Source organism: Paraburkholderia sp. MM5384-R2 (assembly GCF_014201025.1).
Lineage (GTDB): Bacteria > Pseudomonadota > Gammaproteobacteria > Burkholderiales > Burkholderiaceae > Paraburkholderia > Paraburkholderia tuberum.
This window is the reverse complement of the sequence record NZ_JACHDI010000017.1, coordinates 1-23,399: the sequence shown is the minus strand read 5'-3', so window position 1 is coordinate 23,399 and position 23,399 is coordinate 1. Positions and strand designations below refer to the sequence as shown.

Here is a 23,399-nt window from a genome sequence, read left to right as displayed (position 1 = left end):
TGATGTCGGACGGCCGCGCATTTCACGTCGACGAGTCACGTCGACGAAAAGCGCTCGCGATACACCTGCGGCGCCACGCGCAGCTGACGCACGAAGCTGCATCGCATCGTTTCCTCGCTGCCGAATCCACACCGCGCCGCGATTCGTTTGATCGACCAGGATGTCTCGCTTAGCAAGCGCTGTGCCGCTTCGATGCGCAACTGCTCGACCGCGCGGGCCGGCGTGCGGCCCGTTTGCGCCTTGTAGTGGCGCATGAAGCTGCGCTCGCTCATATGAAGCCGTCGCGCGAGCGCGGGGACCGACAGGTCGGATGCGAGATGCGACGTCATCCATGCATGCAATTCGCCGAAACGGTCGTCGGCATGTTGCAGCGACAGCATCGCGCTGAACTGCGACTGACCCCCCGGCCGCTTCAGAAACACGACGAGCTCGCGCGCGACGTCGAGCGCCAACGCGCGCCCGTGATCCTCTTCGAGCATGGCCAGCGCGAGGTCGATGCCGGCGGTGACGCCCGCCGATGTCCAGATAGGCCCGTCGCGAATAAAGATTGGATCGGCTTCGACGCGCAGTTGCGGATACGCCTGCGCGAGTTCGTCGCAACGCCCCCAATGCGTGGCGACGCGGCGGCCGTCGAGCAGCCCCGCCTCGGCGAGCAGGAACGCGCCTGAGCAGACCGAGGCAACGCGTCTGCAATGCGGCGCATGGCGCTGCGTCCAGCGGATCAGACGCTGATCGGCCGATGCCTGACGAATCCCCCAGCCGCCCGGGACGATCAGCGTATCGACCGGCGCTTTCACCGAGCGCAGCGAACCGGCGAGTACCGCAAGTCCCGACGACGACGTGACGGGCCCGGCTTCGGCTGCCACGACGCGGGGCGAGTAGAGTTCGTCGAGCCCACGCTGCGCGACGAGTTCATTGGCGGACGCAAATACCTGCAGCGGACCGCTGACGTCGAGCAGTTGCATGTTGGGGAAGGCGAGCAGCACGATGGAGGGGGGAGCGCTGGACATATCGTGTGTAACAGGGGCTGTAGGAGAGCGCGCGCGTGGCAGAAAAACTGGGGTTAATGGCAGTCTTGCCAAAGACTACGCGCAGAGAATCAATCCGTCCACCTGGAAGACGCGGCGGATCACGCGTTTCGATTTCTCCCTGAATAAGGCATCCCTATGAACCTGCAAATCGGTTTTCTGGTGTTTCCGAAAGTACAGCAACTCGATCTGACTGGCCCGCACGACGTACTTGCATCGTTGCCGGGCGCCACGATGCATCTGATCTGGAAGACACGGGAGCCCGTGGTGTCGAGTAACGGGCTCGTGCTGACGCCGAGCACGACCTACGAAAGCTGCCCGCCGCTCGACGTGATCTGTGTGCCAGGCGGAAGCGGCGTGACCGACCTGTTGCAAGACGAGCAAACGATCGACTTCGTTTGCCGACAGGCCGCGAGCGCGCGCTACGTGACGTCGGTCTGCACCGGCGCGTTGCTGCTTGGCGCGGCCGGCTTGCTGCGCGGGCGGCGCGCGACGACTCACTGGGCGTTTCACTCGCTGCTTGAACCGCTCGGCGCGATACCGACACATGCGCGCGTGGTCCGCGATGGCAATCTGATTACCGGCGGCGTGACGGCGGGCATCGATTTCGGGTTGACCGTCGCGGCCGAACTGGCGGGCGTAGAAGAGGCGCAGGCGATCCAGCTCGAACTCGAATACGCGCCAGCCCCGCCGTTCGACGCGGGCGATCCGGCGTTGGCGCCGCAAGCGGTGGTGGAACTGGTCCGGCGACGGTCGGCGGAAGGCCTGGCCGCGCGGCGCCGGGTGGTGATGGAGATCGCGGAGAGAAGCTAAGTCTTGCATGCGGGTACGGCCATTCCATTAAACTGTGTGGCTCTACCCGTTTCCGCCAGTCGGATCGATGCGATGAAGTACGACGAATTTTCCCCGGGGCACTCCCCATGCGCGTAGGCAAGCCCGTCAAGGCACTGCCGCAGCCGTCATGCGACTACTGCGGCAACCGTGCGTTGCTCGCGCGTTACGGCGACGAGTCCTACCCCTATCGCAGCGATCAGGGGCCGCTGTGGATCTGCACCGCATGTCAGGCGTGGATCGGCGTTTATTCGCGCAGCAAACACAACCTGCCGCTCGGCCGCCTCGCCGACGCAACGTTGCGCGAGTCGAAGAGCAAGCTGCACGATGCGCTCGAACCGCTCGTTGCCGGGAAGGTGCGCCGCGATGGCGTGAATGCGTTCGAAGCCCGCGCGAAAGCGATCCGGTGGGCCGCGACCGAGCTTGGCTTCGATCCGGTTCCGGCGAGCATTCACGCGTTCACGCCCGAGCAGTGCGAACAGGCGCTGCGTTATGTCGAAGCTTTTATCGAAGCTCGGCGTGCGAGATAGCGTGATATCCCCAAGCGACTAGCATCCTTTCATTCCTCCAATACCACCCCGCCTTCCCCGCGCCTCTTCACCCCCACCAAATTGGCAGTTCTCGTGCGATGCGGCCCGGCAGTCGGATCGCACCTGCGTCCGGGTGCAAATCTCCGGTTGCGTCCGCCGCTATCGTGAACTACAAATTTAAAGTTACGCTGGCTCGATTTTTGGCGGGTCGGGCTTCCGTTCAGAACCGTTCGAACGACAGGGAGAGTGCCGTCATGAGAATGCGCCCCGATCCTACCTTTCATGCATCGCCGAAGCTCGCGATGGATGCGCCGGCGGAAGAATACGCGTACACGGTACTGCTAAGTCCGGACTCCTCGCGGCCCGACGCGCTCGCCGTGATCGACGTGAAGCCCGGTTCGCCGACTTATAGCCAGGTGGTCCACACGGTGCCGGTGCCGAACAAGGGCGACGAATTTCATCACTTCGGCTGGAACGCGTGTTCGTCCGCGTTGTCGCCGTTGACGGGCCACGCGTTTCTGGAACGTCGCTATCTGATCATTCCGGGCATGCGCTCGTCGCGCATCTATATCGTCGATACGAAGCCGCATCCGACCCAGGCGAAGATTCACAAGATCATCGAGCCGGAGGAAATTTTCCGCAAGACCGGCTATTCGCGTCCGCACACCGTGCATTGCGGACCGGAGGGCATCTACGTGAGCACGCTCGGCGGTGGTGGCAAGGACGGCACCGACGGGCCGCCCGGAATCTTCATCATGGACTGCCAAACATTCGAGGTGCTGGGCCGCTGGGAAATCGAGCGCGGCGCGCAGGAAAAGCATTACGACTTCTGGTGGAATCTGCCGCGCGACTACATGGTGTCGACCGAATGGGCGCTGCCGCCGCAATTCGAAAACGGCATCGTGCCCGAAGACCTGCTCGCGAACAAATACGGCCACCGCGTGCACTTCTGGGATCTGCGCGCGAGGCGCAACGTGCAGACGCTCGATCTCGGCGCGAATCATCAGATGGCGCTTGAAGTGCGGCCCGCGCACGACCCGAGCCGCGAGTACGGCTTTATCGGCGTCGTGGTCGATACGACGAATCTGGAAGGGTCGATCTGGACCTGGTGGCGCGAAGGCGGCCACTTCCACATCGAAAAGACCGCGACCATTCCACCGGAGCCCGCGCATGCCGACGAGTTGCCGCCACTGCTGCAAGGTTTCGGCGCGGTGCCGCCGCTCGTCACCGACATCGATCTTTCGATCGACGATAAATTCCTCTACGTCTCCTGCTGGGGCACCGGCGAGATGCGCCAGTACGACGTGAGCGAACCGCGCAAGCCGAAATTGACGGGCTCGGTGCGCATCGGTGGAATCGAACATTGCACGCCGCATCCGAACGGCAAGGCTTTCGCCGGCGGTCCGCAGATGGTCGAGATCAGTCGCGACGGCAAGCGCATCTACTGGACCAACTCGCTCTATTCGACGTGGGACGACCAGTTCTACCCGGATGGTGTGCCCGGCGTGCAAGTCATGGCGCATGCCGAGCCCAATGGCGGTCTCGAGCTCGCCGAAGATTTCTTCGTCGAGTTTCCCGCCGGCTATCGCGCGCACCAGATTCGCCTCGAAGGCGGCGACTGCTCGACCGATTCGTTCTGCTATCCCTCGGCGGGCGTTTGAGCGGCGCGGTGTCGCCGCAAGCGGCACTGTGGCTGGCCGTCCTCGCGAGCGGTGTGTATCACGGACTCAATCCGGCGATGGGGTGGCCGCTCGCGGTGTCGAACGCGCTGATGCAGCGGCGCTCGCAAGCGCTGGTCGTAGCGCTTCTTTATCTCGCGGCGGGGCACGCGCTCGCCATATTGCTGATGATGCTGCCGTTCGCGATGCTGGTCAGTGTGCTCGCGTGGCAGCGTCAGATGCAGATCGGCGCGAGCGTGCTGGTGATCGGCTTCGGTCTGGTGTTGCTGATGCGCCGGCGCCATCCGCGCGTACTGGCGAGAATTCCGCCGTCGCGGCTCGCGCTCTGGTCGTTCGCGGTGGCGATCGCGCACGGCGCCGGCTTGATGCTGGTGCCGATCTACCTCGGTCTGTGCCGCGCAGACGCAGTGGACAGCGCGCATCAAGCCGCCCAAACGCTGATCGAAACGAGTCTGCGCATGGCGCTGTCGGTCTCCGCGGTGCATGCGGCCGCGATGACGATGGCCGGCGGCGTGCTCGCATGGCTCGTTTATCGCTACCTCGGGCTCAGGTTCGTGTCGCGCAGCTGGTTCAATCTCGATGCGGTATGGGCGTCGAGTCTGATTCTGGTGGGGGGCGTGTCGCTGGCGTTGAACGCGGTGGCAGCGGGCGTTTCCGGGTGATTTCGACGCGGCCGATCCGGCCTGTGAGGCTCCCGGGCACAGCATATGCTGGGTAGCTTCGGTGCAGGGACGCCATTCCGTGCGGATCCTGATTTTTCCTCTCGTCATCTACACCCGGAGAAGATCATGCCGCTGAAGAAAGGGACATCGAAAGAGACCGTGTCGCACAACATCAAGACCGAGTCGAAGCATGGCAAGCCGCACAAGCAGGCTGTCGCGATCGCGTTGAATCAGGCGCGCAAGTCGGGCGCGAAGATTCCGAAGAAGAGTGAGAAATAAGCTGCTTCAGCACGCGCGGTCGTACCCATGACCGACAGGCCGCAGAAAAAGCTCGCGCATGGCGACCCGCAATCGGAGCCAGCGGATGTCGAACCCGATCAGCATCCGGCGAAGCTCGACGATTGCCGCCGTTGCGCGCTCTGGCGCAATGCGACTCAGGCCGTGCCCGGCGAAGGGCAGCGGCATGCGTCGATCGTGCTGGTCGGCGAGCAACCCGGCGACATGGAAGATCTGCAGGGCAAGCCCTTCGTCGGGCCTGCCGGCGCGTTGCTCGACAGCGCGCTCGAAGAAGCGGGCGTCAAGCGTAACGACGTCTACGTGACGAACGCCGTCAAGCATTTCAAGTGGATCGCGCGCGGCAAGCGTCGCTTGCACAAAACGCCCGCTCAGCGTGAAGTGGATGCTTGCGGCTACTGGCTGGAACAGGAACTCGATATGCCGCATGTGCGCGTGGTCGTGGCACTGGGCGCGACCGCGTTGAAAGCGGTTGTTCACGACTCGCACGCGCGCTTGCAGGACGCGTTCGACCAAACGATCGAGCGCGGCCAGCAACGCGTGGTCGCGACGTACCATCCGTCGTTTGCGCTGCGCGCGCCGGACCCTGAAACGCGTCGCGAGGTGTACGAACGCATCGTCGCAGCGTTGCGCACCGCTCAGAAGCTGGCCCACGGCGGCAAGCGCTCAGGATGACGCCGGCGCGTGCGTCGCTCGTAATCCGAGGCCTTTCATCAATCGTTGTGCGTCGAACGGCGCCCGAGCTTTTACATCGTTGTCGAAGTAGCAGTAGACGTCTCGCGCGGCTCGGCGAGGCGGCCGGAGTTGCGGCGCGATCAATTGCGCGTCGGCCGGTTGCGAGCCGCCGCGCCATGCATCGATTCGCTCGGCCCATCGTTGCAGAGCGTCGTCCCCATACGCACCCGAGTATTTGGCTTCGCTGCCGTGCAGGCGAAGATAGACGAAGTCCGCCGTCAGATCTTCGGCGACGGGCCACGGTTCGGTGGAATCTGAAACGACGAGCGCGACGCCGTAATGCCGAAGCAAGGTCACGAACGCCGGATCGACAAAGCTCGCGTGGCGCACTTCGACCGCGTGACGCAACTTCCGCTTGCGATCGATGTCGACATAAGGCGTCTTGACACGCGCATCATGGTGCGTCGCCAGCGCCGATGCGCTCGCGATGTCGGACGGCAACACGCGCAGAAAGCGCTCCATTGCCTCGGGCTCGAATCGGAACGACGGCGGAAATTGCCATAGGATCGGACCAAGCTTTTCGTTCAACGCGAGCAGCCCCTGCGCGAAGAAGTTCGCGATGCCGACACGTGCGCTCGCATCGCGAAACCGCAGCATATGAGTCAGATAGCGCGCGCCTTTGATGCCAAACACGAAGCCGTCAGGCGTCTGCGCGTACCAACGCTGCCAGCTATCGAGCGATTGAAGGCTGTAGTGCGTGCCGTTGATTTCGATCGTGCCGAATAGCGCCGACGCGTACTGTAATTCCGCTGCATGTTTGAGATCCTCTGGGTAAAAGCTGCCGCGCCAACCTTGGTAGCGCCAGCCGGAAATGCCGATACGCACATCGCCGGTTTTCTTCATTCGCGCGTCGGGTCCGGCGGAATGGGGCTCGGAGTCCGGCTCCGGCTCGACGGATCGCAGCGTCATTGAATACGCGCGATTTCCTTCGCCACCGCGGCCGGGCTGTCGAAATTGTGATCGGGCAGACGGTCGACCAGATCGACGATGTCGGTATTCGCGTGATTTTTGCGCGCCTGCGCGACCAGCTTTTCGCGTGTGGTCGGGTAATTCACACCACTGAGTGCTTTTTCGACGTCAGCGGGATTCGGCTGACCGGGGTGGCGGTGATCCTGGGAATGGGCGGGGTGCTGTGACATGGTTCCTCCTTGAATGAGTACATCACGACTGCGCGCCTACCGGTAGGTGTCGCATATGTCGTGCCTCGGCGCGCGGGCTCGTGTTGCGTTTTCCGGCGGCGCACGTCGTGCGAATGAAAAAGAACCCCGCGATGAGGAACGCGGCTTGCGCGCAGCCGGCAAAGTAGCGCCGCTGACACAGGACCTTTCAAGGAGCAGGCCATCATGAGCACGATGCTCGCATATCGCATTCACCGCTTCGGCGGTCCCGAGGTGTTCAAGGCCGAGGAGATCGAGATCCCCGAGCCTGGCGCCGGCCAGGTGCTGGTGCGCGTGCGCGCGGCCAGCGCCAATCCGGTGGACCTGAAGACGCGCTCGGGCCAGTACCCGTTGATTCGTGAAGAGAAGCTGCCCTATACGCTCGGGCGCGATTTTTCCGGAGTGGTCGAACGGGTCGGCGAGGGCGTCGGGCAATGGCGCGCGGGCGAGCAGGTGTATGGCTTCGTTGGCCAGGGACAGGGTGCGTACGCGGAATTCGTCGTCGTGTCCGCGAGCGCGCTGGCGCGTGCGCCGGAAAAACTGGATCTGGGGTCCGCGGGCGCCGTGCCGCTCGCCGCGTTGACCGCATGGCAGGGCCTGTTCGATCACGGCTGCCTCGAAGCCGGCGGCCGCGTGCTGATCCATGCGGGCGCGGGCGGCGTTGGACATTTCGCCGTGCAGTTCGCCAGGCAGAAGGGCGCGCAAGTGTACGCTACGGCGTCCGGCGACGGCATCGAGTTCGTGCGCTCGCTCGGTGCGGATCGCGTGATCGACTATCACGCGCAGCGCTTCGAAGACGTCGCGCGCGACATCGACCTCGTGTTCGATCTGATCGGCGGCGATACGCAGCGCCGCTCGTGGTCGGCCGTGGCGACCGGTGGCGCGCTGGTCTCGACGCTCAACGAGCCGTCGCAGACCGAGGCGTCGAACCATGGCGCACGGGCCACGCGTTATACCGCGCGACCCGACGGCCGGCAATTGACGGAGATCGCGTCGTTGCTCGACAAGGGCAGCGTGCGTGTCGTGGTCGCCGAACGGTTTGCGTTCGATGCGACGGCCAAGGCGCTGGAACGGCTCGCGAAAGGCCACGTGCGCGGCAAGATCGTGGTGGAGATGGCGTCGTAGTACGGAGAGCGCGCTGTCTGCTAGTTCGGATTCGCGTCGTCGCTCGCGCTGCGCAGCGGCGCGCGGCTCTGATCGTTATTCAGATGCACGAACTTTCTCAACAGTCTCAATAGCTCTCGCGCATCCTCGTCTCCCATCCCGTCGAGCAGGCCGTGATTGAGCGCGTTGACGCCGGGGATCAATTCATCGAGCAACTGCTCTCCAGCCGGCGTCAGCAATAGACGACGCTGGCGGCGCGGCAGAACTTCGCGCACGATCCAGCCTTTCGCTTCGAGCCGTACCGCGATATCGGCGGTGGTCGACGTGTCGAGGCCGACTCGCTGCGCGAGCGTGACCTGATCGAGTCCGGGCAATTCCTGCAGCATTCTGAGCACCGCATACTGAACGGGCGTCACCTCGCGTCCGATCAGATCATGAAACATGGACACCGAAATCTGATGCGCGCGTCGGATCAAATGGCCGGGCTGGTCGTACAGATCGATGCTGATCGCGGAAGTGCTGGTATCGGTTGAAGTGACCATATTAGTTCTGAAGACCTCGCGCCTTTTCGTTGCGAATGGAAATGGCGAACCGGCGTTCGTGTTACCTGATTGAAAGTTCGTCTAGGGGAAAACCTTCATTTAATCATTAAAGACGCATTGAGTACACTGAATCTCAATGAGTAGGCTGAATGCAATCCATGAATAATCCAGGGAGTGAGACTGACATGTTTCCCAAGAACGCGTGGTACGTCGCATGTATGCCCGATGAAGTCGCGGATAAGCCGCTCGGCCGGCAGATCTGCGGCGAGCCGATGGTTTTCTATCGCAACGCGGAAGGCGCCGTGGTGGCGCTCGAAGACTTCTGTCCGCATCGCGGCGCGCCGCTGTCGCTCGGTTTCGTGCGCGATGGCACGCTCGTGTGCGGCTATCACGGCCTCGAAATGGGCTGTCAGGGCAAGGCGACCGGCATGCCGGGGCAACGCGTCAACGGCTTTCCATCGATTCGCAGCTATCCAGCGATCGAGCGCTATGGCTTCGTCTGGGTGTGGCCCGGCGATGCGGCGCAGGCCGATGCCGCCAAGCTGCATCATCTGGAGTGGGCCGAGAGTGCCGAATGGGCGTACGGCGGCGGTCTTTATCACATCCGCTGCGATTACCGGCTGATGATCGACAACCTGATGGATCTGACGCACGAGACCTATGTGCACGCGAACAGTATCGGGCAAAAGGAAATCGACGAAGCCGCGCCCAAAACCGTGGCCGAAGGCGATACCGTGCGCACGAGCCGTTTCATGGAAAACGTCGCGGCGCCGCCGTTCTGGAAGATGGCGTTGCGCGGCAATGGTCTCGCCGACGACGTGCCCGTCGACCGTTGGCAGATCTGTCACTTCACGCCGCCGAGTCACGTGCTGATCGAGGTAGGCGTCGCGCATGCCGGGCATGGTGGCTATCACGCGCCGGCCGACCAGAAAGCGTCGTCGATCGTGGTGGATTTCATCACGCCGGAAACGGAAACGTCGATCTGGTATTTCTGGGGCATGGCGCGCAATTTCCGTCCCGACGATGCGGCGCTGACCGCGAGTATCCGCGAAGGGCAGGGCAAGATCTTCAGTGAAGATCTGGAGATGCTCGAACGTCAGCAGCAGAACCTGTTGCGCCGGCCCGAGCGCAATCTGCTGAAGCTCAATATCGATGCGGGCGGCGTGATGTCCCGCCGCGTGATCGATCGGCTCGTTGCGCAGGAACGCGCGGAGACGGGCGCGCCGCAGGCTGACGTGACGCGCGTCATTCCCGTGCGGACGGCGACATGAATCATCCCGTGCTGAATGTGGTGGTGGCGCGCCGGCGCGACGAAGCGCTCGGTATCGCGAGCTTCGAACTCGCGAGCGAGAACGCTCAGGCGTTGCCGGCCTTCGACGCCGGCTCGCACGTCGACGTGCATTTGCCAAACGGGCTCGTGCGTCAGTACTCGTTGTGCAACGATCCGCGCGAAACGCATCGCTATCTGATCGCGGTGCTGCGCGACGAAGGGGGACGCGGCGGATCGAAAGCGGTGCACGATCTGGTCCGCGAAGGCGATCGCCTGCAGATCAGCGCGCCGCGCAATCATTTCGCGCTCGCCGACGATGCGGCTCATCATCTGCTGCTCGCGGGCGGGATCGGCGTCACGCCGATTCTTTGCATGGCCGAGCGGCTTGCCGCCATGGGCGCTTCGTTCGACATGCACTACTGCACGCGCTCGAAGGAACGCACGGCGTTCGTCGAGCGTCTTGCACAAGCTGGCTTCGCGAAGGCGGTCCAGCTTCATCACGATGACCATCCGGGCGGCTCGACCTTCGATATCGAGCAGACGCTCAGCGATGCGCCGGCCGGCACCCACCTGTATGTCTGCGGTCCGCGCGGCTTCATGGACTTCGTGCTCGAGACCGCGCGTGCGAAGGGCTGGCCGGAAAACAGGCTGCACTACGAGTTCTTCGGCGCGGCCGCGAATCAGGCGGCGACGGGCGGCAGCTTCAAGGTGCGCATCGCGAGCAGCGGCGCGACGATCGACGTGCCGCCCCAATGCACGGTCGTGCAGGCGCTGGCCGCGCATGGCGTCGAAGTGATCACGTCGTGCGAGCAGGGCGTGTGCGGTACCTGTTTGACGCGGGTGCTGTCCGGCGAGCCGGATCATCTGGATTCGTATCTGACCGACGAGGAACGCGCGGCAAACGATCAGTTCCTGCCGTGCTGCTCGCGCGCGAAATCGCCGCTGCTGGTGCTCGATCTGTGATTTTCTGCGGTACGACGGGCCTGATGCCCGTCGTACCGCTTATTTATTGCGCTTTTCCCTCAGAATCCGCCGAACTTACCGTGCGCACACTCAACGCCGGATCGTGCGCAATCGCTTCTTCGGAGAACGGAATAATCGTCCAGCGTTGGGCCGCGTAATCGCGCGTCCCGTCGGCATAGTGCGGCGACGCCGGGTCGTCCGATTCTGACGGTGCGAGCAGCGTGCGCGCGATCACCTGAGCGCCGGCGAACGACACTATCTGCAGATAGGTGTCGCCCATTGGCTTGACGTTCATCGAATAACCGCTCGCATCGAAGGGATGCGCGGCACACGCCGAGGTGAAATAGCCGCCCGCGTCGCAACCCCCGAATAGCGCAATGCGCTCGTCGTTGCGTTGCACGTAGAGCGCCGCGCTGCGCGGTGCATCGATCGCGCTGCCGGCGCGTTGCAGTGCCGCGAGCGCGTCATGCAGCGCGGCGGCGAGCTGCGCCGGATCGGCGGCGATGCCCGCGGGTGTGGTCAACGGCTTCGCGGGATCGAACGGTACCGCGTATAGCTGCGCGGGCGGTATCGGCAGCAGACGTCGCCACAGTTCGTCCCACAAGGTTGCCCCCACTGCGTCGGCCGCGGCCGTATCGTCCCATGCGGCGAGTACCTTGCACGCCGTGCGCTGGGGGTCGGCGTTCGGGTCGGCCGGCAGGGCCGCGAGTGCGTCGCTGCCGCACAGACGGTCGAGCACGGGTTGCTTGAACAGCAACGCCGACATCGAGCGGCTGTCGAGCGCAGCGTGGCCGAGCGCATCGGCGGAAACGCCATGCGGATCGCTCTGCAATTGCGCCGCGATCGTATGGCCCAGTCGCGTGCGCAGCGTCTGCGGCGTCGCGGTCGCACCGATGATCTTCGCATAGCCGGTCATCGGTTCGGCCGGGTTGCTGAGCCAGTAACTGTCGTTGAAATTGCCGACATAGTCGCGCCGAAGCAGCGACGGCATCTGCGCGACCGGCAACGCATGATGCTGTACCGCGCCGGGCTCGTCGCGCCAGTCGCAGTCGCTGCGCGAACCGTCGAGGACCGGCACGCCGGGCATGATCCGCGCCAGTGCCCGGCCGACCGGCGGCGTGCAACGCTGCGTGAGTTCGTCGGGCACGTCCGGGGTCGCGCCGATATCCGCGTACCAGACGCGCGGATCGTCACGGCCGATCGCAAGCGTGTTGACCCATGGCATCGCCGCGTTCTTCTTCTGGATGGCGATGAAATCGTCGAGCGAGGCCGCCTGATTCCATGCGCGGAAGTTTTCGAACACGCGGAAGTTGTCGGTATTGATATCGCGCAGCGCGAACGCTTGCTGCGCATTCCACGCGAGCGCGGGCGACATCCTGCCGAGATTGACCAGCGGTCCGAAGCGCGAACGATACAGCGTGCGCGACACGGTATGCAGCGAACCGTCGGCGGCGCGTACCTCGACGTTCACGCGCGTCGGCGTCATCGCTTCGCTGTTGCCGTCGACCTGATACCGGGTTGGCGCGCTAGGTTCGAGCGTCAGCTTGAAGAGGCCGAAGCGCTTCGCGGTGGAGACGGTATGGGTCCAGGCGACGTTGTCGTTGAAGCCGATCATGATCAGCGGTACGCCGAGAAACGACACGCCGCTGACGTTCAGCTTGCCAGGAATAGTGAGTTGAGCCTGGTAGAAGCGATCGGGGCCGGTCCAGAACCAGTGCGGATTGCCGAGCAGCAGCGCGCTGCCGGTGTGCGTTGTGTCCGCGCCGAACGCGAGAGCGTTGCTGCCGATGCCCGCATGGCCGCCTAATTCCGCGAGCGGTGGGTCGACGGGGGCGTCGTCGTGCAACGGGCTTTGCGGCGGCACCGGCATCGGCTGGGGCAGTTGCGCGGTCGCGATCGCGTTGATGAAGCGCGCCTCGCCACCGGCCAGATTCGCCGCGATCTGACGCCGGTACAGGTCCGCGTTGCTGATCTTGCCGAGCCACGGCGCCGCGCGGCAGGACGCATGCGCGCCCGGGAAATCCCCGTGCGCGAGATCGGCGAGGTAGCGGTTATAGCCGGCGACGAAGCCGTCGATCAACGCGCGCATGTCGTCGGTCTGGCTTTTGCGGTAACGCGCGACGGTCGCATCGTCGACGATGAAACGGAAGAAGAAATCCGCATTGAGATTGTCGGGCTGGCCGAACGTCGCGCCGAGCGTGGGCCGCGCGTCGGCGCCGAAGAAGCGCGAGCGTTCGCCGCGATAGGTGACGAAGCTTTCGGCCATCGTGCACAGATTGTCTTGCGCCTGCGCGTAGCCGTATCCGTAACCGAGGCTGCCCCAGTTGTCGGCGTTGACGTGCGGAATGCCGAGCGCGGTGCGGCGGATGTCGGCGCGATACGGGCCGGTGTGCGCGACGTTGTCCGCATCGGGGCTCGCGCAGCTTGGCAGAGCGGCGGCGACGGGCAGGGCGATCAGCAGGGCGGCGAGGCGGCGGAGCAGAGAGACGTTCGAACGCATGGCCTTTTGCGGTTGGGCGAACGTTGAGCGGTGACGGGCGTGTCGCTCGGCGTCAAGAAAGATTGTGACTGGACGCCCCGATTGGGCGTGCTCTGATTTCTTTCGAACTGTCAGTTAGCTATTAATGTCAGGTGGCTAGAAAGCAGTGCTCCCGCATTCCGGTCATCAGTAGTGTACGAACGTTGAATCGAGAGCGAGAAGCTATACCGCGTGTCGTCGATCGTCGTGCATTTTTGATCAATGAATGTCTTCAGGAGCAAGGCCTTGCGATCGGTTCCCGCCAGGGTGTTCATCGTAACGACGAGTGTGATTATCGCGCTCGGGGCGGTCCAGTATCGTTCCGCGGTCACGCAAATGAAAGGAGCCACATTTCACGATCAGAAATCAGATGACGGGAAATACATCGCGCGGTATGCATATCTGCCCCGTAACCGGATCGCCTTGAGGCTGTACCGCGCAACTACGGCGGAATTGCTCGCCGAGCGAGTTTATCGATATCCGGAGCGAATCCGGCTGTTCTGGACAGAGGACTATCTGATATACGACACATCGGCGGAAGGCGACGACGGAGAAATCGAGCTACCGCCGTCATGGTGGGACCGTGCCAAGGCAAAACTGCCTTGAAGAATGTTCTCAGTCCACGAGTGCAAGAAGCCTTGCCGAAAGCGCTGGGCGCCGTCAATGGCATGACACGGTTTTCAAGGCTGCGCGACCGGACGTGCGAGCGGAGCTAGCCGCGCGAAACCCGCTGGGCGGCGGGCTTCAGGCGCAACATTTGGTGCTGAGACAGCGATTATTTCCACCGGGAGACGGCTAGTCGTCAAGCTTTCGCCGACCACGCTTCCTGCTCCGCCGGAAAACCAGCACAGCTGCGGCGAACCCTACCGCGATTGCGGCCGACGACATGAGGAAGGCCAGGTCGGATTTTTGATATGCCGTCGTGACCCCATACATACGAACCGCCCATTTCCATATCGGGTTCGAAAAGTTCAAGGGCGTATCCGGATGCCAAATCCACCAGACTGCATTAGCAGAGATTGCGAGCACGAAAGCTATGCCGACAGCTAGACAGAGCAGGATTGTTTTCATGCCACCGTCACTACGCCGTACGCTTTAAGTTCAGACCCGGGTACTGATACTTTCGGTGTATCGGTGAGTATCGAGCGGATACGCTGCCAATCACTTTGCTGGTCGATCGTTATGCACCCCTCGCTCCTATCGAATCTCCCCTTTGGATGCAAACGAAACTGGCCGCGAACGATGCTATCGCAAAGGACCGAGTCATCGTCGATATTCCCGTCGATTGCATGGAGCGCAAACCATTCGCTCTTGTTATTGCCGTTCAGGTTGAGCGCATCTTTCCACGGGCCGAGCTTCCCGCCAGATCTTCGATCAAAGAGATAGTATCTGCCGACCGGTATGGCGCCGAAGACCGGCGTGCACGTTAGAGCCACCTTATTGATATAACCTTGCTGCCCAGAGTAAGCGGAAAACGATAGTGCGCCAATCCGAAATTCGCTCATTGGTTTATTATTCAGTTTGAATGAGCATTGAAGCACCAGTCCTCCATACTATTTTGAGAAAACCATTATTAAAAAATTTCCGCGCCAACAGCAATTATTTCCACCGGGAGATGGCTAGTCGTCAAGCTTTCGCTGATCACGCTTCCTGCTCCGCCGGAAAACCAGCACAGCTGCGGCGAACCCTAGCACGATTGCGGCCGACGACATGAGGAAGGCCAAGTCGGATTCTTGATATGCCGTCTTGACCCCATACATTCGAACCGCCAATTTCCATATCGGGTTCGAAAAGTTCAAAGGCGCTTCGGGATTCATCATCCACCACAGCGCATTGGCAAAGATTGCGAGCAGTAAGCCGAAACCGCCCGCGAGGCAGATTAGGAGCTTTCTCATCTCACCATCACTTCACCGTACGCTTTAAGTTCCGAACCGGGAACTGAAACTTTCGGCGTATCGGTTAGTATTGAACGGATATGACGCCAGTCCGCGAGTTGATCGATAGTTATGCAGCCCTCGCTTTTCCCCAATCTTCCTTTTGGATGCAATCGGAATCGGCCGCGAATGATTCCGTCGAATAAGAGTTTGTCGTCATCAATATCGCCATCGATAGCGTGGAGCGCGAACCATTCGCTCTTGTTATTGCCATTCAGGTTAAGCTGATCTTTCCATGGTCCAAGAATGCCTCCGGACCTTCGGTCAAAAATATAATACCTGCCGATGGGAATGGCGCCATACTTCGGCGTGCACATTCCAGCCGCCCTATTGATATAACCTTCCTGCCCAGAGTATGCGGGAAACGATAGTGCGCCAATCCGAAATTCGCTCATCGGTTTATTATTCAGTTTGAGTGAACATTGAAGCATCAGTCCTCCATATCGACCGATAAGAGTGAAATAAAAAATAGTTCAGTTATACCGCGCGGCCATTTTAAAGGCGATTTATATTGAGAAATCCAATATTAAAAAATTTTCCGCACCGACAATTCCTGCCTACGCAGCGGCTCGCCTACGCATTCGCATAACCGAGCGAATGCACCCTTCTGCTGACCTGTTCGAGTCAGCGCGAACCTCACGCCCGCACCCTCGGCAGACGCGGCCTGATTTTTGCTGATGTGCTCGGACGTCGCCTCGTTCGCAAGGGACGGCGCGTGTCGAAAGGTCATCACTGTCAGCGGGGTTCTCAGTGGCAGCAGCGGAAGCATCCAGAACGTCAGGCCGACGCGTCACGCGCGGCAGCGTCACGTTGTTTCCGGCGTTGGCTATCGGTTTCGCCAACTCCGCACACGCGAACACGGTGGCGCCGCTGAACTACTTCCTGCACGCGGCTGGCCCGGCGGCTCGTCCGACGCTGTACCTCGGCTGGGTTTTCACCGCGATCGTGACGCTGGTCACGCTGATCGTCGCTGGCCTGTTGATCGGCGCGATGGTCCGCAAGCGTCCCGCGGCGCAACCGGATGCGCTGAGCGCCGAGCCCGGCGGCATCCGCTGGGTGTTCATCGGTACCGCGGTGTCGTCGGTCGTGCTGTTGGCGATGCTGGTCTATGCATTGATCACGCTCGAATCGGTGGCGTCGCCCGCGTCGGATCCGCAATTGACGATCACCGTGACCGCTTACGACTGGTGGTGGAAAGCCGATTACCGCGACGATCCGAACCCCGCCCGCAACTTCAGCACGGCGAACGAGATTCATATTCCGGTCGGTGAGCCGGTGAAGATCGAACTCAAAAGCGCGGACGTCGTGCACGCATTCTGGGTACCGCAACTGGCAGGCAAGACGGAGACGATTCCAGGCCAAACCAACGAGCAGTGGCTGCAGGCGGACCGTCCCGGTATTTATCGTGGGCAGTGCTCGCAATTCTGCGGCGCGCAGCACGCGCATATGGCGTTCGAAGTGATCGCGCAGGACGCCGCGGCGTTCAACGCGTGGCGCGACGCGCAGGGACGCGCGGCCACCGTGCCCACGGGCGACGCGGCCGTCGCGGCCGGCCAGCATCTGTTCGAGGAGCGCTGCGCGGGTTGCCACACGATTCGCGGCACCAAGGCGACTGGCGTGCAGGCGCCCGATCTGACCCATCTCGGTTCGCGTCGCACGATCGCGGCAGGCGCGCTCAGCAACACGCCCGACCATCTGCTCGACTGGATCGAGCACGCCCAGCGGATCAAACCCGATGCATTGATGCCCAGTATCGCCCTGACCACCAGCGAGGCCGCCGCGTTGTCGGCGTATCTCGCGACGCTGCATTGAAGCGCATCGCACCCGAGGAGCCCGTTCAATGTCCGATCATCCCGCTTCCGCTTCGCTACCCGCGCTGACCCGCACGCCGCGGCGCGGCCGTGTCGAGCCCGGCAGCGAGCAGGAAAAGCGGCTGCGCGAAATCTGGGAGTCGCGGCCCGGCTGGCGCGGCTGGTTCTCGACGGTCGATCACAAGACCATCGGCTTGCGCTACCTGGTGACCGCGTTCATCTTTCTGCTGATGGGCGGCGTCGAAGCGCTGATCATGCGCGTTCAACTGGCGCGCCCCAACGCAACGGTGCTGACGCCCGAACAGTACAACCAGCTGTTCACGATGCACGGACTGACGATGATCTTTCTATACGCGCTGCCCGTTCTGTCCGGCTTCTCGAACTATCTATGGCCGCTCGTGCTCGGCGCGCGCGACATGGCCTTTCCGCGCCTGAACGCGCTGTCGTATTGGGTGTTCCTGTTCGCCGGCATCTTCCTGTATGCGAGTTTTCCGACGGGACAGGCGCCCGACGCCGGCTGGTTCAACTACGTGCCGCTGTCCGGCCTCGAGTACAGCAACGGCCCGAATATCGACGTGTACGCGCTGGGCATGGTGCTGCTCGGCATTTCGACGACGGTCGGCGCGATGAACTTCGTCGTCACGCTGCTGAGGATGCGCGCGCCGGGCATGTCGCTCGATCGCGTGCCGGTGCTCGTGTGGGGCACGCTGACCGCGTCGGCCGGCAATCTGTTGGCGGTGCCGTCGGTGAGCCTCGCGTTTCTGATGCTGTGGATGGACCGCCGCATCGGCACGCATTTCTTCGACGTGCTCAATAGCGGGCGGCCGCTGCTCTGGCAGCACCTGTTCTGGATTTTCGCGCACCCGTGGGTCTACGTGGTCGTGTTGCCGGCCATGGGTATCGTGTCGGATGCGTTGCCGGTCTTTTGCCGCCGGCCGCTGGTCGGTTATGGGCCGGTCGCGTTGGCGACGGTCGCGACGATGGTGGTTGGCTTTGCCGTATGGATTCACCATATGTTCGCGACCGGTATCCCCGCGCTCGCGCTGTCGTTCTTCGGCTCGGCCAGCATGGTCATCGCGGTGCCGAGCGCGGTCGCGACGTTCGCCTGGGTCGCGACGATCTGGACCGGCCGCCCCGTGTATCGCGTGCCGTTTCTGTTTTTCGCGGGTTTCGTGCTGCTGTTCGTGATCGGCGGCGTCTCCGGCGTGATGACGGCCGCGGTGCCGTTCGACTGGCAACTCACCGACACGTACTTCGTCGTCGCGCATCTGCACTACGTGCTGCTTGGCATCAACGTATTTCCGGTGATCGGCGGCATCTACTTCTGGTTTCCAAAATTCACCGGCAGGATGACGAACGAGCGTCTCGGCAAGCTCGCGTTCTGGGTGCTCTTCATCGGTTTCAACGTCGCGTTCTTTCCGATGCATATCGCGGGACTGCTCGGCATGCCGCGCCGCATGTACACGTATCCCGCCGACATGGGCTGGAACACGGTGAACCTCGTCACGTCGCTCGGTTCGTTCCTGTTTGCGGCCGGCGTGCTGCTGTTTCTGATCGATATCGCGGTGAGCCTGAAGCGCGGCAAGCTCGCCGGCAACAATCCGTGGGACGCGCCGACGCTCGAATGGTCGATCAGCTCGCCGCCGCCGCCGTACAACTTCGCGGTGGTGCCGACGCTCGCGAGCCGGCATCCGTTGTGGGAAGGCCGGATCGAGGAGCCGGGCGACGCGGTTCAAACACGCTCGCAACTCGACGAAGGCTATCTGCTCGCGCAAGGTCGCGAAGCGTTGGGCACGACCGCGCTCGAGGCGAGTCCCGACGTGATCCTGAAGATGCCCGAAGATTCGTACGCGCCGTTCTGGCTCGCGGTCTTTGCCGCGCTATTGTTCGCAGGGCTCGCGTTGACCGCCTGGGTGTTCGTGGGGGCGATGCTGGCCGGCTGCGCGGTCTCGATCATCACGTGGCTGTGGCCCGAGCGCGCGCTGATCCAGCGCGAGCCGGTCGCGGTCGAGGATGCGGGAGGCTGACATGAGCGATGCACTGGATCTCAATCGCTCGTCGAGCGAACCGGACGAGACCGCGCGTGCGTTGCCGGTTGGCAGCGCGGGCGAGCGATCGAGCGGCTGGTGGGGCTGCTTCACGCTGATCACGACCGAAGGCGCGCTGTTCGGCTATCTGATCTTCTCGTATCTGTATCTGGCCTCGCAAAGCCAGCAGCATTGGCCGCCGGAAGGATTGCCGAAGCTCGGGCTCGGCAGCGCCAATACGGTCATTCTGCTATCGAGCAGCGTGTTCGTCTGGTTCTGCGAGCGCTGCGTGCGGCGGCGGCGATTGCGGCTCGGTGTCGCGTCGATGGCGGTGGGCATCGTGCTGGGCTGCATCTTCCTGGGCATTCAGTTGCGCGAATGGCACAACCACCCCTATGGGCTGACCTCGCATCTCTATGGTTCGCTGTACTTCACGATTACCGGCTTTCACATGGCGCACGTACTGGTCGGGATCGTCGTGCTGACGCTGGTGGCGATCTGGACCGCGCTCGGCTATTTCGACGACAAACGCTGCGCGGCGCTGTCGGTCGGTGGGCTGTATTGGCACTTCGTCGATGTCGTCTGGCTGTTCATTTTCAGCACGCTGTATCTGACGCCGTATCTGTTCCGGGAGTGGTCATGACGACAGCGCCCAGAGACTCGCACATCTCGATGCCCTACGTGCTGATCGGTCTGCTCGCGGCGCCGTTCGCGTGGCTGTTGCAGATGATGCTCGCGGAAGCGCTCGCGGCGCAGGCCTGCTATCCGTACAACCATCCGCTCGGCGCGCCGCTCGTGTCGTGGATGCGTCCGGCGCTCGTCGCGCTCGGCGCCGTGTGTCTGATCGCGGGCGCGTTCGGCACGTGGGTCGCGTGGCGCAATTTGCGACGCGTCGCGCCACTGAAGTTCGGTGCGCTGAACGGCGAGCGCCGCACGCGTGCCGAACTCGACTGGTTTCTGACGCGCGTCGCGGTGATGTGCAGCACGCTGTTTCTGTTCGCATTGATCGCAACGGATGCCGCGGTCGCGATCGTGTCGCCGTGCAGGTGGTGGTGATGAAGCGCGCCGTTCTCAACGCGGTCAGGTTCGCCATCGCGGCCGCATGCCCGCTGACGATAGCAGCGACCGCAAACGCCGCCAGCGCCTCCACCGACGCCGCGCAGGTCGCGCGCGGCGCGTATCTCGCCAAAGCCGCCGATTGCGCCGGTTGCCATACCGCCGCGCCGCGCGTGCCGCATCCGGGGGCGGCGCCTGAGGCTACACCGCCGTTTGCCGGCGGCCTCGGCATGGGTTCGCCGTTCGGCACGATCTATACGTCGAACATCACGCCGGATCCGCAATACGGCATCGGCCGCTATAGCTATGACGACTTCGCGCGCGCGGTGCGCGAGGGCATCGCGCCCGGGGGCAAGCGGCTTTATCCGGCGATGCCGTATCCGTCGTTCGCGAAGATCACCGATGACGACATGCACGCGCTCTACGCATACTTCATGCACGGCGTGCAACCGGTCGCGGCGCCTGCCCCGCAAACGCGCTTGCCGTTTCCATTCAATCAGCGCTGGGTATTGATGTTCTGGGACTGGGCATTCGCGCCGAAAAGCCAGTTCAAAGCCGATGCGAAACGCGATGCGCAATGGAATCGCGGCGCGTATCTGGTGCAATCGCTCGGCCATTGCGGCGCCTGCCACACGCCGCGCGGACCGGCGTACGAAGAGCGCGGCTATGACGAGTCGGCATCGGCCTATCTGACGGGAGGCACCAACGATCACTGGTTCGCGCCGAACCTGAGCGCCGACCCGGGCTCGGGGCTCGGCCGCAGTTCCGCGACCGACATCGTCGAGTTCCTTCGAAACGGCCACGGCGGCGGACTCATCCCGTTCGGCAGCATGGTTCAGGTCGTCGAAGACAGCACGCAGTACCTGAACGACGACGATCTCGCGGCGATCGCCGCGTATTTGAAGAGCCTGCCGCCGCGCGCGCCAAGCGGCTATTTCAACGCCCGCTCCGCCGCCGCGCAGCAAACCGTACGTGCGCTGAAAACCGGGGATGTGGAAAGACCCGGCGCGGGCATTTACGCATCGTATTGCGCGCGCTGTCATCAGATGGATGGGGCGGGGGTGCCGAACAAGTATCCGCGCCTCGCGGGCAACCCCGCGGTGTTGTCGGCGTCGAGCGCGTCATTGGTGCGCTTGCTGGTCGAAGGCGGGGGCAGTCCGCATACCGAGTCGGGACCGGAGCCGCGCAAGATGCCGTCTTTCGCCGGCAAGCTGACGGACACCGAAATGGCGCGCGTGCTCACGTTTGTTCGGACCACATGGGGAAATGCGGCCGGACCGGTCACGCGAAACGATGTATCGAGCGTGCGCGGCGCATTGCGCAAGTAAATGCCAACGCGCCTCGTCATCCGGTGTTCTCGTTACCGTCGCAGTGGCCATTGGCGGCGCTGAACAGCGTCTTCAGCTTCGCATTGACCGCGATCAACTCCCGTACTGGCGCCGCCGCGAGTTGCTGATCGAAGAGCGTGAGAACCTGACCGAGTAGCGCGTAGGCGTCGTGATCGACCACGCAGATGCCCGTTTCGAGTCCCGCCTGCCGGCAGCGCAGAATCGCGCCCTCCGCGTCGCGAAACAGCTCGGGTACGGCCGAACCATAGCCGCGCTGATGCAGCAGCATCGCCATGTAAATGGCCTGCGCCATGCTGCCGACGTGATATTGATTGGCGACGCCGCTGCGTAATGCCTCGAGCGTCATGTGATAGTCGAGCGAAATTTCGCCTGCTTTGGCAGGTACGATCGGGCGCAGCATAGCCTTCGGGTGCGTGCGCGGCGACTTCGCGGGTGCAGCGCGAGCAGGGCTCGCTTTTCTGGTCATATGCTCACTGAGGCGGCCGGCTCGCGCCGGCCGCTACACCATCACGGAACCTGACAACGTCCATAACGGAAAACGGCTGCGCCGCGCGCGACGCGGCGCCGTTCCCGTTAGCCCATATGCAGACCGCCGTTCAGCGAGAAATCCGCCCCGGTCGCAAAGCCCGCTTGATCCGACGCGATCCACGCGACGATCGACGCAATCTCTTCCGGCGTGCCGAGACGCCGTACCGGAATTGTCGCGACGATTTTTTCCAGTACTTCCGGACGGATGGCCTTGACCATGTCGGTGCCGATGTAGCCCGGCGACACGGTGTTGACCGTCACGCCCTTGGTCGCCACTTCCTGCGCGAGCGACATCGTAAAGCCATGAATGCCGGCCTTGGCCGTAGAGTAGTTGGTTTGCCCGAACTGGCCTTTCTGGCCGTTGACCGACGAGATGTTGATGATGCGCCCAAAGCCTCGGCCGACCATGCCCTCGATGACCTGTTTGGTCACGTTGAACAGGCTCGTGAGATTGGTGTCGATCACCGCTTCCCAGTCTTCGAACGTCATCTTGCGGAACATGCCGTCGCGCGTGATGCCCGCGTTGTTGACGAGCACGTCGACTTCACCAACTTCGTTCCTGACCTTCTCGAACGCTTTCGCGCTGGACTCCCAATCCGCGACGTTGCCTTCCGATGCGACGAAGTTATAGCCGAGCGCTTTCTGATCTTCCAGCCATCGGGCTTTGCGCGCCGAGTTCGGGCCGCAGCCCGCGATGACGGTGTAGTTCTCTTTGTGCAAGCGCTGGCAAATGGCGGTTCCGATACCGCCCATGCCGCCGGTTACGTATGCAACACGGTTTGCCATAAGTCCTCCTTCTTGTTTGGGTGAGTTGAGCAAGTTTGATTGGAGGATGGACCTATTATTGGCAGCGGCCAATGGCTGGGACGATGGGCATTTTCACCTACGGGTTAACTGCCAAATCAGGGATGGAATCGTTGCTTGACGGGGCAATGAATTACGTCGATTGCGGATTGCATGCTTTGCGAACTCCGGGGGCGCTCGAGACTGCCGGCCGCCCTCCCGTCCTTGCCTGCGCGCCGTCTTCCTCTTACCCTTAGCGAATGAAAGGGACTTCCCCCGTCCCGAGGGTGCGGTGGAAGCCGCGAATTGGTATCACAGTGCCATGATGGAGTCTCGAACCTTCATCAACACCAACAAGAGGGGAAGTCCATGCCAATTGTCACCGTGGGAATCGATCTGGCCAAGAACGTGTTTGCGATTCACGGAGTGGACGAGTCCGGCAAGGTTGTGCTGGTTAGGCCGCGCGTCATGCGGGACCAACTCATCTTGCTCATCGCCCAGCTGCCGCCTTGCCTCATCGGCATGGAAGCATGTTCCGGCGCCCATCACTGGGCCCGCCTGTTCCAGCAATATGGCCACACCGTGAAGCTGATGGCGC

Annotated in this window: 25 protein-coding genes and 1 pseudogene; 16 read left to right on the top strand and 10 right to left on the bottom strand. The window is 62.8% G+C overall.

Translation table 11 applies throughout. The annotated features are described in order from the left end of the window. Positions 1-35: 35 nt before the first annotated feature. A complete protein-coding gene (locus tag HDG37_RS24330) occupies positions 36-1,010 on the bottom strand; it encodes a GlxA family transcriptional regulator (protein ID WP_184051968.1) in 975 nt (324 codons plus the stop codon). Between the two features lie 156 nt (positions 1,011-1,166). On the opposite strand from HDG37_RS24330, the gene HDG37_RS24325 reads away from it, so the two are divergent. The 6 genes from HDG37_RS24325 (at position 1,167) to HDG37_RS24300 (ending at position 5,699) form a co-directional block, all read left to right on the top strand. After that, positions 1,167-1,841 carry a DJ-1/PfpI family protein gene (locus tag HDG37_RS24325; RefSeq protein WP_184051966.1) on the top strand — a complete coding sequence of 225 codons (675 nt, stop codon included), beginning with the start codon at positions 1,167-1,169 and terminating at the stop codon, positions 1,839-1,841. A 107-nt stretch (positions 1,842-1,948) separates the two neighbouring features. After that, positions 1,949-2,389, top strand: a complete 441-nt coding sequence (locus HDG37_RS24320) for a zinc-finger-containing protein (protein ID WP_184051964.1) — start codon at positions 1,949-1,951, stop codon at positions 2,387-2,389. A 254-nt stretch (positions 2,390-2,643) separates the two neighbouring features. Continuing rightward, entirely contained in the window at positions 2,644-4,050 is a 1,407-nt protein-coding gene (locus HDG37_RS24315; RefSeq protein ID WP_184051962.1) for a selenium-binding protein SBP56-related protein, read from the top strand. Continuing rightward, positions 4,047-4,730, top strand: coding sequence for a hypothetical protein (locus HDG37_RS24310; protein WP_184051960.1), 684 nt, complete (start codon positions 4,047-4,049; stop codon positions 4,728-4,730). The genes HDG37_RS24315 and HDG37_RS24310 overlap by 4 nt, the downstream gene beginning before the upstream one ends. A gap of 126 nt (positions 4,731-4,856) precedes the next feature. Continuing rightward, on the top strand, positions 4,857-5,009 hold the full coding sequence (locus HDG37_RS24305; protein WP_018437257.1) for a DUF6496 domain-containing protein: 153 nt from the start codon (positions 4,857-4,859) through the stop codon (positions 5,007-5,009). A 27-nt stretch (positions 5,010-5,036) separates the two neighbouring features. Then, positions 5,037-5,699 carry a UdgX family uracil-DNA binding protein gene (locus tag HDG37_RS24300; protein WP_184051958.1) on the top strand — a complete coding sequence of 221 codons (663 nt, stop codon included), beginning with the start codon at positions 5,037-5,039 and terminating at the stop codon, positions 5,697-5,699. On the opposite strand, the gene HDG37_RS24295 is transcribed toward HDG37_RS24300, so the two are convergent. Next, positions 5,691-6,602, bottom strand: a complete 912-nt coding sequence (locus HDG37_RS24295; RefSeq protein WP_184052213.1) for a DUF72 domain-containing protein — start codon at positions 6,600-6,602, stop codon at positions 5,691-5,693. The two genes, HDG37_RS24300 and HDG37_RS24295, sit on opposite strands and share 9 nt — an antisense overlap. 62 nt (positions 6,603-6,664) lie before the next feature. Next, complete coding sequence (locus HDG37_RS24290) at positions 6,665-6,898, bottom strand: DUF2795 domain-containing protein (RefSeq protein WP_026226555.1); 234 nt, start codon at positions 6,896-6,898, stop codon at positions 6,665-6,667. A 204-nt stretch (positions 6,899-7,102) separates the two neighbouring features. Between HDG37_RS24290 and HDG37_RS24285 the strand changes: the two genes are divergently transcribed. After that, positions 7,103-8,041 (top strand): NADP-dependent oxidoreductase, encoded by a 939-nt coding sequence (locus HDG37_RS24285; protein ID WP_184051956.1) that lies wholly within the window; start codon positions 7,103-7,105, stop codon positions 8,039-8,041. Between the two features lie 20 nt (positions 8,042-8,061). Here HDG37_RS24285 and HDG37_RS24280 read toward each other — a convergent pair whose 3' ends face one another. After that, positions 8,062-8,562, bottom strand: coding sequence for a MarR family winged helix-turn-helix transcriptional regulator (locus HDG37_RS24280; RefSeq protein ID WP_090809135.1), 501 nt, complete (start codon positions 8,560-8,562; stop codon positions 8,062-8,064). 185 nt (positions 8,563-8,747) lie between these two features. Here HDG37_RS24280 and HDG37_RS24275 point away from each other — a divergent pair, with 185 nt between their 5' ends. Further along, a complete protein-coding gene (locus HDG37_RS24275; RefSeq protein ID WP_184051954.1) occupies positions 8,748-9,833 on the top strand; it encodes an aromatic ring-hydroxylating dioxygenase subunit alpha in 1,086 nt (361 codons plus the stop codon). Continuing rightward, entirely contained in the window at positions 9,830-10,795 is a 966-nt protein-coding gene (locus HDG37_RS24270) for a PDR/VanB family oxidoreductase (RefSeq protein WP_184051952.1), read from the top strand. The genes HDG37_RS24275 and HDG37_RS24270 overlap by 4 nt, the downstream gene beginning before the upstream one ends. A 43-nt stretch (positions 10,796-10,838) precedes the next feature. Here the strand turns inward: HDG37_RS24270 and HDG37_RS24265 are convergent, their stop codons facing one another. After that, positions 10,839-13,295, bottom strand: a complete 2,457-nt coding sequence (locus tag HDG37_RS24265) for a penicillin acylase family protein (protein ID WP_184051950.1) — start codon at positions 13,293-13,295, stop codon at positions 10,839-10,841. Between the two features lie 264 nt (positions 13,296-13,559). Between HDG37_RS24265 and HDG37_RS24260 the strand changes: the two genes are divergently transcribed. Then, positions 13,560-13,919: a hypothetical protein gene (locus HDG37_RS24260; protein WP_184051948.1), complete on the top strand. Its 360-nt coding sequence runs from the start codon at positions 13,560-13,562 to the stop codon at positions 13,917-13,919. Between the two features lie 461 nt (positions 13,920-14,380). On the opposite strand, the gene HDG37_RS24255 is transcribed toward HDG37_RS24260, so the two are convergent. The 3 genes from HDG37_RS24255 to HDG37_RS24245 all read right to left on the bottom strand — a co-directional run bounded on the left by HDG37_RS24255 (position 14,381) and on the right by HDG37_RS24245 (position 15,678). After that, positions 14,381-14,854 carry a DUF2778 domain-containing protein gene (locus HDG37_RS24255; RefSeq protein ID WP_184051946.1) on the bottom strand — a complete coding sequence of 158 codons (474 nt, stop codon included), beginning with the start codon at positions 14,852-14,854 and terminating at the stop codon, positions 14,381-14,383. A 78-nt stretch (positions 14,855-14,932) separates the two neighbouring features. Beyond that, entirely contained in the window at positions 14,933-15,208 is a 276-nt protein-coding gene (locus tag HDG37_RS24250) for a hypothetical protein (RefSeq protein WP_184051944.1), read from the bottom strand. Continuing rightward, positions 15,205-15,678 (bottom strand): DUF2778 domain-containing protein, encoded by a 474-nt coding sequence (locus HDG37_RS24245; RefSeq protein ID WP_184051942.1) that lies wholly within the window; start codon positions 15,676-15,678, stop codon positions 15,205-15,207. The genes HDG37_RS24250 and HDG37_RS24245 overlap by 4 nt, the downstream gene beginning before the upstream one ends. Before the next feature lie 319 nt (positions 15,679-15,997). On the opposite strand from HDG37_RS24245, the gene coxB reads away from it, so the two are divergent. Genes coxB through HDG37_RS24220 form a run of 5 tightly spaced genes read left to right on the top strand, consistent with a single transcriptional unit; the run spans position 15,998 to position 21,469 of the window. Next, complete coding sequence (coxB, locus tag HDG37_RS24240; RefSeq protein ID WP_409260241.1) at positions 15,998-17,059, top strand: cytochrome c oxidase subunit II; 1,062 nt, start codon at positions 15,998-16,000, stop codon at positions 17,057-17,059. 28 nt (positions 17,060-17,087) lie between these two features. Beyond that, on the top strand, positions 17,088-19,085 hold the full coding sequence (gene ctaD, locus HDG37_RS24235) for a cytochrome c oxidase subunit I (protein WP_184051940.1): 1,998 nt from the start codon (positions 17,088-17,090) through the stop codon (positions 19,083-19,085). Position 19,086: 1 nt separating this feature from the next. After that, positions 19,087-19,728: a cytochrome c oxidase subunit 3 gene (locus HDG37_RS24230; RefSeq protein ID WP_184051938.1), complete on the top strand. Its 642-nt coding sequence runs from the start codon at positions 19,087-19,089 to the stop codon at positions 19,726-19,728. After that, the gene (locus tag HDG37_RS24225) at positions 19,725-20,141 is read left to right on the top strand and encodes a hypothetical protein (RefSeq protein ID WP_184051937.1); all 417 of its coding nucleotides are present in this window, start codon (positions 19,725-19,727) and stop codon (positions 20,139-20,141) included. The genes HDG37_RS24230 and HDG37_RS24225 overlap by 4 nt, the downstream gene beginning before the upstream one ends. Beyond that, on the top strand, positions 20,141-21,469 hold the full coding sequence (locus HDG37_RS24220; protein ID WP_184051935.1) for a cytochrome c: 1,329 nt from the start codon (positions 20,141-20,143) through the stop codon (positions 21,467-21,469). The genes HDG37_RS24225 and HDG37_RS24220 overlap by 1 nt, the downstream gene beginning before the upstream one ends. Before the next feature lie 16 nt (positions 21,470-21,485). On the opposite strand, the gene HDG37_RS24215 is transcribed toward HDG37_RS24220, so the two are convergent. Together HDG37_RS24215 and HDG37_RS24210 are read right to left on the bottom strand one after the other, a co-directional pair. After that, positions 21,486-21,890 (bottom strand): Fis family transcriptional regulator, encoded by a 405-nt coding sequence (locus tag HDG37_RS24215; RefSeq protein ID WP_184051932.1) that lies wholly within the window; start codon positions 21,888-21,890, stop codon positions 21,486-21,488. 173 nt (positions 21,891-22,063) lie between these two features. Then, positions 22,064-22,804 (bottom strand): 3-ketoacyl-ACP reductase, encoded by a 741-nt coding sequence (locus tag HDG37_RS24210; RefSeq protein WP_184051930.1) that lies wholly within the window; start codon positions 22,802-22,804, stop codon positions 22,064-22,066. Positions 22,805-23,170: 366 nt separating this feature from the next. Between HDG37_RS24210 and HDG37_RS24205 the strand changes: the two are divergent. Continuing rightward, a pseudogene (locus HDG37_RS24205) lies at positions 23,171-23,399 on the top strand (IS110 family transposase); the annotation flags it as partial.